General features: G+C 74.9%; 1 protein-coding gene (only partly in view). It reads right to left on the reverse strand.

The features are described 5' to 3' along the window. On the reverse strand, positions 1-12,128 hold part of the coding region annotated (locus tag AB0I11_RS31280) for an SDR family NAD(P)-dependent oxidoreductase (RefSeq protein ID WP_357328869.1) (this coding region is incomplete at its 5' end). Its footprint begins 7,174 nt before the window's first position; 12,128 of 19,302 annotated nt are visible.

Consider the following 12,128-nt stretch of genomic DNA (forward strand, 5'->3'; position numbering starts at 1 on the left):
TCGAGGTCGCCCGTCGACGGGGTGCGTAGCGCCAGCCGGCCGATGGTGACGGCGGCAGCACCGGTCGGGTCGACGGCATCCACGGTGACGCTGTCCGGCGCCGCCCGGGCGATCCGGACCCGTAGCGCACGGGACCCACCGGCGGCCAGCCGGACGTCCGACCAGGCGAACGGCAGCCGTACGCCCTGGTCGGTCCCGTCGAGCAGGGCGAGGGGGTGCAGGGCTGCGTCGAGCAGGGCCGGGTGGATGCCGTACCCGGTGGTGGTCAGCTCGTCCGGCACCTCGACCTCGGCGTAGACCGTTTCGCCGTCCCGCCAGGCGGCCCGTACGCCCCGGAAGGCACGCCCGTAGTCCACGCCCGCCTCGGCGAACCCGGCGTAGAGGGCGTCGACATCCACCGGCGTGGCACCGGCGGGTGGCCAGGCCGGGAAGGGGTCAACCACCGGCACCGCCCCGTACGACAGGCCGCCGGTGGCGTGCACGGTCCACTCGCCGTCGGGGTCGTCCTGGTCGCGGGAGCTGATGGTCAGCGGTGCCTGTCCCGATTCGTCTGAGGGACCCACCTCGACGCGTAGTTGCCGTCCGGTCGCGGGGTTGAGGGTGAGCGGGGTTTCGATGGTGAGGTCGTGTAGGTGGGGGTGTGCGGTGTGGTGGCCGGCGTGCAGGGCGAGGTCGAGGTAGGCGGTGCCGGGGAGCAGGGTGGTGCCGGCGATGGTGTGGTCGGCCAGCCACGGGTGGGTCTGTGGGGAGAGCCGTCCGGTGAACAGGTGGCCCTGGTCGTGAGGGAGTTCGATGGTGGCGGCGAGGAGGGGGTGTCCGGCGGTGGTGAGGCCGAGGTCTTCGGCGTCGTTGACGGTTGGTTCGGCGTGCAGCCAGTAGCGCTGGTGTTGCCAGGGGTAGGTGGGCAGCGGCGCCGGCGGGGTCGGTCCGGCGGGCAGTAGTGGTGTCCAGTCGACGTCGATGCCGTTGGTGTGGGCGGTGGCGAGGGCGGTGAGCAGGCTGGCTGTTCCGTCGTGTCCGCGCTGTTGGGTGGCGATGGCGGTGGTGTCGGTGAGGGTTTCGCGGGTGAGGGTGGTGAGGGTGGCGTCGGGTCCGACTTCGAGGTAGTGGGTGACGCCGAGTTCGTGCAGGGTTTCGGTGCCGGCGGTGTAGTTGACGGTGTCGCGGATGTGGCGGGTCCAGTAGTCGGGGTCGGCGAGTTGCTGGTCGGTGGCGAGTTGTCCGGTCAGGTTGGACACGATCGGCAGGGCCGCCGGGTGGTAGGTGAGCTGTGCGGCGGCGGTGCGGAAGTCGTCGAGGATGGCGTCGGTGTGGGCGGAGTGGAAGGCGTGGGCGACGTGCAGTTTGCGGGCCCGGATGCCGTCGTCGGTGAGCTGGGCGGCTAGTGCCTCGATGGTGTCGGTGTCGCCGGCGAGGACGAGTGAGGTGGGGCTGTTGTGTCCGGCGAGGCTCACCTGCGGGTGGGCGTCGAGCAGTGGTTGCACCCGTTCGAGGGGTGCGGTGATGGCGAGCATGGCGCCGGTGGGCATGGTGTTCATGAGCCGGGCGCGGGTGGTGACGAGGTGGGCGGCGTCGGTGAGGTCGAGGACGCCGGCGATGTGGGCGGCGGTGAGTTCCCCGATGGAGTGCCCGATCAGGTAGTCCGGTCGGACCCCGAAGCTGTCCAGCAGCCGCACCATGGCGGTTTCGGCGGCGAACAGGGCCGGCTGGGTGTAGAGGGTCTGTCCGAGCAGGTCGGTGTGCTGGCCGGACATGACCTCGCGTAGCGGGTGGTCGAGGTGGACGTCGAGGGCGGCGCACACCTCGTCCAGGGCGGTCGCGTAGGCGGGGAAGCGGTGGTAGAGGTCGGCGGTCATGCCGGGGTGCTGGGCACCCTGCCCGGTGAACAGGAACGCCACCCTGCCGCCGCCACCGGCTACCCCGGTGCACAGGCTCGGGTGGGTCGTACCGGTGGACAGGGCACGCAGCGCGGCGATCAGGTCCGCCGCCGTGTGCGGCTCGCCGTCGCCGGGCGGGCCGGCCGGTACGATCGCCGCCCGCTCGGCAAAGGTGGCCCGCCCGGCGACCAGCGCGTACCCGACCGCGGGCGGCTCCAGCTCGGGGTGCTCGTCGAGGTGGGTGGCCAGCCGGGCCGCCTGGTCGCGCAGCGCCCCCGGGGTCTTCGCCGACAACAGCCACGGCAGCGTGACCTCCCCCGCGTCGCCGCCCGCCGCCACCAGCCCTGCCGGACCGTCCGCCGGCCCTGCCGGATCCGCCGGAACGTCAGCCGGCCGCGTTCCCAACTCCGCGTCCGCACGTGCGGCCGTCGATCCACCGCGGGTCGAGACGGCCGGGGTCGAGACGCCCGGTCCCGCTGCCGGGGCCTGTTCGATGATGACGTGGGCGTTGGTGCCGCTGATGCCGAACGAGGAGACCGCGGCGCGCCGCGGCCGGCCGTGCTCGGGCCACGGGGTGTTCTCGGTGAGCAGGGCCACCGCGCCGGAGGCCCAGTCGACGTGCGACGAGGGGGCGTCGACGTGCAGGGTCTTCGGCAGCACGCCGTGGCGCAGCGCCTGGACCATCTTGATGATGCCGGCGACGCCGGCGGCGGCCTGGGTGTGCCCCAGGTTCGACTTGACCGAACCGAGCCACAGCGGCTCCGAGCGGTCCTGCCCGTACGTGGCCAGCAGCGCCTGCGCCTCGATCGGATCACCGAGGGTCGTACCGGTGCCGTGCGCCTCCACTGCGTCGACGTCGGCGGGGGAGAGGCGGGCGGCGGCCAGGGCCTGCTGGATGACCCGCTCCTGCGCGGGGCCGTTGGGGGCGGTGAGGCCGTTGCTGGCGCCGTCCTGGTTGACCGCCGAGCCGCGGATCACCGCGAGCACCGGGTGGCCGTTGCGGCGGGCGTCGGACAGCCGCTCCAGCAGGAGCAGACCCACCCCCTCGCTCCACCCGGTGCCGTCGGCGGTGTCCGCGAAGGACTTGCACCGCCCGTCGGCGGCGAGCCCGCGCTGCCGGGCGAACTCGATGAACGTCCCGGGGGTGGCCATCACGGTCGCCCCGCCGGCCAGGGCGAGGCTGCAGTCGCCGTTGCGCAGCGCCTGGATGGCGAGGTGGGCGGTGACCAGGCTGGACGAGCAGGCGGTGTCGACGGTGAGCGCCGGCCCCTGCAACCCCAGCGTGTACGCGAGCCGCCCGGAGGCGATGCTGCCGGCGTTGCCGTTGCTCAGGTGGCCCTCGTAGCCGGCGGGCGGGTGCTGCAGGCGGGCGCCGTAGTCGCCGTACATGATGCCGGTGAAGACGCCGGTGTCGCTGTGCCGCAGCGTGTGCGGGTTGATCCCGGCGTTCTCGATGGTCTCCCAGGCGGTCTCGAGCAGCAGCCGGTGCTGGGGGTCGGTGGCGGCGGCGTCGCGCGGGCTGATGCCGAAGAAGTCGGCGTCGAAGGCGTCGGCGTCGTGCAGGAAGCCGCCGTGGCGGGTGTACGTGGTGCCGGGGTGGTCGGGGTCGGGGTGGTGCAGCCGGTCGAGCTGCCAGCCGCGGTTGGTGGGGAACTCGCTGATCGCGTCGATCCCGCCGGCGACCAGGTCCCACAGCTGGTCCGGGTTGCGCACGCCGCCCGGGTAGCGGCAGGCCATGCCGACGATGGCGACCGGCTCGTCGGCCGGCGCCGGGCCCGCGACGGTCCGGGTGACGCCCGGTCCGCCGGCGGGCGCCAACCGGGTGAGCAGGTGGGTGGCGAGGGCTTCGGCGGTGGGGTGGTCGAAGATCAGCGTGGCGGGCAGCCGCAGGCCGGTGGCCGCGGTGAGCCGGTTGCGCAGGTCCACGGCGGTCAGCGAGTCGAACCCGAGGTCCTTGAACGCCCGGTCGGGGTCGACCTGGTCGGCGTCGGCGTGGCCGAGCACCGCGGCGACCTCGGTGCGGACCAGCCGGGACAGCAACCGGGCCCGCCCGGCGGCGTCCAGCCCGGCCAGCCTGCCGGCCGGGCCGGTGGCGTCGGTGCTGGTCGCCGCGCTGCGCCGGAGCCGGGAGGGGCGCAGCGCGGGCACGCTCCGCGCGTCGAGGTCGGCGGCCACCAGCAGTGGCCGCCCGTCCGCCAGCGCGGCGTCGAGCAGGGCGAGGCCCGCCGCGTCGGTCAGCGGCCGTACGCCGTGCCGGGCGGCCCGCGACCGGTCCCGCGCGTCGAGGTGCCGGGTGATGCCGGTCTCCCGCTCCCACAGCCCCCAGGCGACGGAGGTGCCGGGGCGTCCCTGCGCCGCGCGGTGCTGGGCCAGGGCGTCGAGGTAGGCGTTCGCCGCCGCGTAGTTGCCCTGCCCGGCGCTGCCGAGCGTGCCGGCGACGGAGGAGTAGAGCACGAACGCGGCGTGCGGCAGGTCCGCGGTGGCCTGGTGCAGGTGCCACGCCCCGGCGACCTTCGGTGCCAGCACCCGGTCCAGCTGCGCTCCGGTGAGGGTGTGCAGCGGCGCGTCGTCGACCACGCCGGCGGTGTGGAAGACGGCGGTGAGGGGGTGCCCGGCGGGGATCCCGGCGAGCAGGGCGGTCACCGCCGCCGGGTCGGTGACGTCGCAGGCCGCCACGGTCACCTCGGCACCGGCCTCGGCCAGCCGGGCGGTCAGCGCGTCGGCGCCGGGCGCCGCCGGTCCCTGCCGGCTGGCCAGCAGCAGCCGCCGGGCCTGCCCGGTCGCGGCGAGATGGCCGGCCAGCAGCGCGCCCAGTCCGCCCGTGCCGCCGGTGATCAGGACCGTACCCTCGGGGTCCAGGTCGGTGTCGGGGCGCTCGCCGGGCAGCGTCCGGACGAGTCGCGGTCGCAGCGCGGCGCCCTCGCGCAGGGCCAGCTCCGGTTCGCCGCTGGCGACGGCGGCCGGCAGGGCGGCCCGGCTGGTCGGGGTGGCGTCCCAGTCGACGAGGACGAGGCGTCCCGGGTGCTCGGCCTGCGCCGCGCGGACCAGCCCCCGCACGGCCGCGGCGGCCAGGTCGGCGACCTCGTCGTGCGGTGCCGCGGCGACCGCGCCGCTGGTCAGCACCACCAGGCGGCCGGCGGCGCACCGGTCGTCGGCCAGCCAGCGGCGCAGCAGCGCCAACGTCTCGGCGGTGAGCGCCGCGACGCCGTCGGGCCCGTCCGGGCCGCTGACGGCCAGGACGACGACCTCGTCGGGTACGGCGTCCGCGGCGAGCAGCCGGTCGAGTCCCGCCGGGTCCAGGATCGGGTACGCCGGTGCCGCGCCGACCGGGGTCACGTCGAGGGCGGCCCATTCCACCGTGAACAGGCCGGCCACGTCGCGGTGGCCGCCCCGCGGCAGCGGCCGGAGGGTGAGCGACTCGATGTCGATGACCGGCGCGCCGGCCGGGTCGGTGGCGTGCACGCTCACCACGTCGGCGTCGACCTGCCGGAACCGGACCCGCAGGGTGGTGGCGTCGGTGGCGTGCAGGGCGACGCCCGACCAGGCGAACGGCAGGCGGGTCCCGCCGTCCCCGGCGGTGAGGGCGAGCGGGTGCAGGGCGGCGTCGAGGAGCGCGGGGTGGATGCCGTACCCGCTGCTGGTGACCTCGTCGGGGAGCCGGACCTCGGCGTGCACGGTGTCGCCGGCCCGCCACGCGGCGCGCAGGCCCTGGAAGGCGGGACCGTAGTCGACGCCCGCCTCGGCCAGCGTCGCGTACAGGTCGGAGACGTCCACGGCGGTGGCGTCGGCGGGTGGCCACGGCTCGGGCTCGCGCTCGGCGGCCGGTCCGCCCCGGGCGGTCAGGGTGCCGGTGGCGATCACCCGCCAGGTCGGGTCGGCGCCGTACCGGGTCCGGAAGGTGACGGCCCGCCGGTTGTCCCGGTCGGGGGCGTCGACGTGCACCTGGAGCGGTACGTGGCTGCCGGCGTCGAGGGCGAGCGGCGCCTCGATGGTGAGGTCGTCCAGGTACGGCTGCCCGGTCTCGTGCCCGGCGTGCAGGGCGAGGTCGACGAACGCGGTGCCGGGGAGCAGCACGGCGCCGGCGATGGCGTGGTCGCGCAGCCACGGATGGGCGTCGACGCTCAGCAGGGTGGTGTAGAGGTGGCCCTGGTCGTTGGGGAGTTCGATGGCGGCGCCGAGGAGCGGGTGCCCGGCCTGGCTCAACCCCAGGTCCGCCGCCTCGATCGGGCCGGTTCCGTGGTGCAGCCAGTAGCGGCGGCGCTGGAACGGGTAGGTGGGCAGCGGTTCCGCCGGGGCGGGGATGGCGGGGAGCAGCGGTGTCCAGTCGACGTCGACGCCGCTGGTGTGGGCGGTGGCCAGTGCGGTGAGCAGGGTTGCCGTTCCGTCGTGTCCGCGCCGCTGGGTGGGGATGGCGGTGGCGTCGGTGAGGGTTTCGCGGGTGAGGGTGCTCAGGGTGGCGTCGGGTCCGACTTCGAGGTAGTGGGTGACGCCGAGTTCGTGCAGGGTTTCGGTGCCGGCGGTGTAGTTGACGGTGTCGCGGATGTGGCGTGCCCAGTAGTCGGGGTCGGCGAGTTGCTGGTTGGTGGCGAGTTGTCCGGTCAGGTTGGACACGATGGGCAGCGCTGCCGGGTGGTAGGTGACGGTGGTGGCGGCGGTGCGGAAGTCGTCGAGGATCGTCTCGGTGTGGGCGGAGTGGAAGGCGTGGGCGACGTGCAGTTTGCGGGCGCGCACGCCGTCGTCGGTGAGCTGGGCGGCGATGGTGTCGATGGTGTCGGTGTTGCCGGCGAGGACGAGTGAGGTGGGGCTGTTGTGTCCGGCGAGGCTCACGTCGGGGTGCGCGTCGAGCAGTGGTTGCACCCGTTCGAGGGGTGCGGTGATGGCGAGCATGGCGCCGGTGGGCATGGTGTTCATGAGCCGGGCGCGGGTGGTGACGAGGTGGGCGGCGTCGGTGAGGTCGAGGACGCCGGCGATGTGCGCGGCGGTGAGTTCCCCGATGGAGTGCCCGATCAGGTAGTCGGGTCGGATCCCGAAGCTGTCCAGCAGCCGCACCATGGCGGTCTCTGCGGCGAACAGGGCCGGCTGGGTGTAGAGCGTCTGTCCGAGCAGGTCGGTGTGCTGGCCGGACATGACCTCCCGCAGCGGCCGGTCGAGGTGCGGGTCGAGGGCCGCGCACACCTCGTCCAGCGCGGCGGCGTACACGGGGAAGTGGTGGTAGAGGTCGGCGGTCATGCCGGGGTGTTGGGCGCCCTGCCCGGTGAACAGGAACGCCACCTTCCCGACCGTGCTCACCGCCCCTTGGACCAGGTTCGGGTGGTTTACGCCGTCGGAGAGGGCGTGCAGGGCGGCGATCAGGTCCGCGGTGGTGTGCGGTTCACCGTCGGGGTCGTCCAGCGGGGGGACGATCGCCGCCCGGTGGTCGAACGCGGTCCGGGTGGTGGCCAGCGCGTGCGCCACCCGGGCCGGAGCCAGGTCCGGCCGCTCGTCCAGCACCTCCACCAGCCGGGCCGCCTGGTCGCGTAGCGCCGCCGGGGTCTTCGCCGACAGCAGCCAGGGCAGCGGCACGGCGGAATGGGCGTCGGTGGCGGACTCCGATCCGGCCGGCTCCTCCGGGGCCGGGTCCTGGCCGGCGGGGTCGGGGGCTTGTTCGATGATGAGGTGGGCGTTGGTGCCGCTGATGCCGAAGGAGGAGACCGCGGCGCGGCGGGGTCGGTCGTGGTCGGGCCAGGGGGTGGTGTCGGTCAGCAGGGCCACCGCGCCGGAGGTCCAGTCGACGTGGGTGGAGGGGGCGTCGACGTGCAGGGTCTTGGGCAGGGTGCCGTGGTGGATGGCTTGGACCATTTTGATGATGCCGGCGACGCCGGCGGCGGCTTGGGTGTGGCCGATGTTGGATTTGATCGAGCCGAGCCAGAGGGGCTGTGAGCGGTCCTGGCCGTAGGTGGCGAGGAGGGCTTGGGCTTCGATGGGGTCGCCGAGGGTGGTGCCGGTGCCGTGGGCTTCGACGGCGTCGACGTCGGCGGGGCTCAGCCGGGCGTTGGCGAGGGCTTGGCGGATGACGCGTTGTTGGGAGGGTCCGTTGGGGGCGGTCAACCCGTTGCTGGCGCCGTCCTGGTTGACCGCGGAACCGCGGATCACCGCGAGGACGGGGTGGCCGTTGCGGCGGGCGTCGGAGAGCCGCTCCAGCAGGATCAGGCCGACCCCCTCGCCCCACCCGGTGCCGTCCGCCGACTCCGCGAACGACTTGCACCGCCCATCGGCGGACAGTCCCCGCTGCCGGGCGAACTCCACGAAGATCTTCGGGGTCGCCATCACGGTGGCGCCCCCGGCGAGCGCCAGGGTGCACTCGCCGTTGCGCAGCGCCTGCATGGCCAGGTGGGTGGCGACCAGCGACGACGAGCAGGCGGTGTCCACGGTCAGCGCCGGCCCCTCGAGGCCGAGCGCGTAGGCGAGCCGGCCCGACGCGACGCTGGTGGTGTTGCCGGTCAGCAGGTAGCCGGCGACCTCCGCGGGCGGCGCCAGAGTGGCCGGGGCGTACTCCTGGGAGACGACGCCCGCGAACACGCCGGTGGCCGTGCCGCGCAGCCGGGTGGGATCGATGCCGGCCCGCTCCAGGACCTCCCAGGCGGTCTCCAGCAGCAGCCGCTGCTGCGGGTCGGTCGCCAGCGCCTCCCGCGGGCTGATCCCGAAGAACTCCGCGTCGAACAGGCCGGCGTCGCCGAGGAAACCACCCTCCCGGGCGTACGTGGTGCCGGGCCGGTCGGGGTCGGGATCGTGCAGCGTCGCGAGGTCCCAGCCCCGGTCGGTGGGGAAACCGGCCATCGCGTCCACACCACCGCGGACCAGCTGCCACAGCCGCTCCGGCGAGTCGACGCCACCGGGGAACCGGCAGGCCATCCCGACGATGGCGATCGGCTCGTCGGCCACCGCCGGCGCGGCGGTGGCCGGGGCCGGCGCGGGCGCCGCCGGCGCGGACAGGTGGGTGCCGAGGTGCCGGGCCAGCGCGAGCGGCGTCGGGTGGTCGAACACCAGCGTGGTGGGCAGCTTCCAGCCGGTCAGGGCGGTGAGCCGGTTGCGTAGCTCGACGGCGGTGACCGATTCGAGGCCCAGTTCCTTGAACGGCTGCTGCGCCGGCACGGCGGCGGCGTCGGCGTGCCCGAGCACCACGGCGACCTGGGCCCGGACCAGGTCCAGCAGGCGCGCGTGCCGCTCGTCAGCGGTCAGGCCGGCCAGCCGGTGCAGGAGCCCGGCCGCGCCGTCGAGGCCCGCCACCGGCCGGGCGGGCGCCGGGGCCAGGCCGCGCAGCAACGCCGGCAGAGTGCCCGCCTCGGCCTGCGCGCGCAGCGCCGGACGGTGCCACCGCGTCGGTACGACGGTCGGGGCGGTCCCGGCGAGCGCGCGGTCCAGCATGGCCAGCGCCTCGCCGGTGGGCAGCGGCAGCAGCCCGCCCCGGGCGAGCCGCTCCCGGTCGGCGTCGCCGAGGTGCCCGGTCATGCCGCTGGCCTGCGCCCAGAAGCCCCAGGCCAGGCTGAGCGCGCGCCGGCCCTGCGCGACGCGGTGCTGGGCGAGCGCGTCGAGGAAACTGTTCGCCGCCGCGTAGTTGGCCTGCCCGGCGGCGCCGAGGGTGCCGGCGATCGACGAGTAGAGCACGAACGCCGACAGGTCGAGGTGCGCGGTGGCGCGGTGCAGGTGCCAGGCCGCGTCCACCTTGGGCCGGAGCACGGCGTGCACCTGCTCGGCGGTGAGACCGGTGAGCACCCCGTCGTCGAGGACGCCGGCGGTGTGGAACACGGCGGTGAGCGGACGCGCCACCGGGATCCCCTCGACCAGCGCGGCGACCGCCTCGGCGTCGGCGGTGTCGCACGCCACCACGGTGGCCTCGGCGCCCAACTCGCGCAGCCGGGCCACCAGCTCGGCCGCGCCCGGGGCATCGGCGCCGCGCCGGCCGGCCAGCAGCAGGTGCCGGGCCCGACCGGTGGTCGCCAGCTCGGTGGCGAGCAGGCCGCCCAGGGTCCCGGTACCCCCGGTGATGAGGACCGTGCCGTCCGGGTCGAGCGGGACCGCGGGATGATCCGGTGCCGGCGCGACCGGCGCCACGCGCGGGGCCAGCAGCCGGCCGTCGCGGAGCGCGAGCTGCGGTTCGCCGCAGCCCAGCGCGGCGGCGAGCGCGTCCTCGCTCGCCGCCGTCCCGTCGCTGTCGACCAGCACGAACCGGTCGGCGTGCTCGGTCTGGGCGGACCGCAGCAGCCCCCACAGCGCGGCGGCCGGCAGGTCGGTCACGTCCTCGCCGTCGCCGGCGGCGACCGCGTTGCGGGTGAGCACCACCAGGCGGCAGCCGTCGAGGTCGGGCTCGCGCAGCCAGCTCTGCAGGGTGGCCACCATCCGGGCCACCGCGTCGTGCGTACCGGCCACCGGATCGCCGCCCGTCGCCGGCGAGTAGACCACCACGTCGGGGGCGTTCATCGAGGTACGCAGCAGATCGGCCAGCCCGTCGTCGTCGACCGCCTCGTACCCGTCGACGGTGTCGACGGTGGCCGCGACGGGCTCCCAGACCACCCGGTGCAGCGGGGCGGCCCGCAGCGCGGCGACGTCCAGCGGCCGGGTGTCGAGGCGTTCGACGTCCAGGACCGGAACGCCCTGCGGCGTCGTGGCCCGTACGCTGACCGCCCCCGCGCCGGTGCGGGTCAGCGTGACACGCAACGCGGTCGGCCCCACGGCGTGCACCGTGACACCCGCGAACGCGAACGGCACCTGCACGGTGTCCCCGGTACGCAGCGCGGCCCCGACGTGGAGCGCCGCGTCCAGCAGCGCCGGATGGAGGCCGTAGCCGGCGGCCTCGACATCCGGGTTCAGCGCGACGTCGGCGTGCACGCTCTCCCCGTCCCGCCACGCCCGGACCACGTTGCGGAACGCGGGGCCGTAGTGCAGGCCCAGGTCGTCCAGGCCGGCGTAGAACGCCGCCACGTCGACCGGTTCCGCCGTGGGCGACGGCGCCGGCGGGGCCGGGCTGGGCGCCGGTCCCGGCGCGGCGGTGAGCAGGCCGCTGACGTGCCGGGTCCACGGCTCGTCCGGTTGCCCCTCCGGCCGGCTGCTGATGGTGATGGCGCTGCCGTCCTCCGCCGGCCGGCCCACCTCGACCCGCAGGTGCAGCGGCTCGGTCTCCGGCAGGGTCAGCGGCGCGTGGATGGTCAGCTCCCGCAGGTGCCGCCGGCCGGTGAAGGTGCCGCAGTGCAGGGCCAGGTCGACCAGGGCCGCGGCGGGCAGGATCGGCTGCCCGCCCACCGCGTGGTCGCTCGTCCACGGGTGACCATCCACGGTGAGCCGGCCGGTGAAGACGTGCGTGCCGTCCTCGGTGGTGATCGTCGCGGCGAGCAGCGGATGCCCCGCCGGGCTCTGGCCGTGGTGGGCCGGCGTCGACGCCACCGGCACCGGGTCGAGCCAGTAGCGCTGGTGTTGGAAGGGATAGGTGGGCAGGGGCAGGTGTCGGGCCGGGACGGGGAGGTGCCAGTTGATGGTGAGGCCGTGGGTGTGGGCGGTGGCGAGGGCGTGCAGGAACTGGCGGTGGCTGTTGTGGTCGCGTTTGAGGGTGGCGAGGGCGCGGGGCTCGTCGACGCTGTCCCAGGTGTCGAAGGTTTGTTGGAGGGTGGGGGTGAGGATGGGGTGGGGGGTGGCTTCGATGTAGGTGTGGTGTCCGTCGGTGAGCAGGGCTTGGGTGGCTGTTTGTAGGCGTACGGGTTGGCGGAGGTTGTCGTACCAGTAGTCGGCGGTGAGGTGGCTGGTGTCGATGTGGGTGCCGGTGACGGTGGAGTAGAAGGTGACGTCGGTCGGCTGGGGTGTGATGGTGCCGAGGGTGGTGAGGAGCGCTTCGCGGAGGGGTTCGATGTGGGGGGTGTGTGAGGCGTAGTTGACGGCGATGACGCGGGCGCGGATGTCTTGGGCTTGGAGGGTGTCGACCAGCGTCCGTACCTGGTTGGGGTTGCCGGCGATGACGGTGGTGGTGGGGCTGTTGTGGGCGGCGATGTGCAGGTCGGTGTGCTCGGTCAGCAGGGCGGCCACCTGGTCGGCGGGTAGGGGGATGGAGGCCATGGTGCCGGTGCCGTGCAGGGTGGTGACGGCGGTGGCGCGGGCGGTGGTGATGGTGATGGCGTCGTGCAGGGTGAGGGCGCCGGCGTGGTAGGCGGCGGCGATTTCGCCTTGGGAGTGGCCGAGGACGGCGTCGGGGGTGATGCCGTGGTGGTGCCAGAGGGTGGCGAGGCC

Origin of the sequence: Micromonospora sp. NPDC050495, from assembly GCF_040655175.1 — a bacterium.
Classification (GTDB): domain Bacteria; phylum Actinomycetota; class Actinomycetes; order Mycobacteriales; family Micromonosporaceae; genus Micromonospora.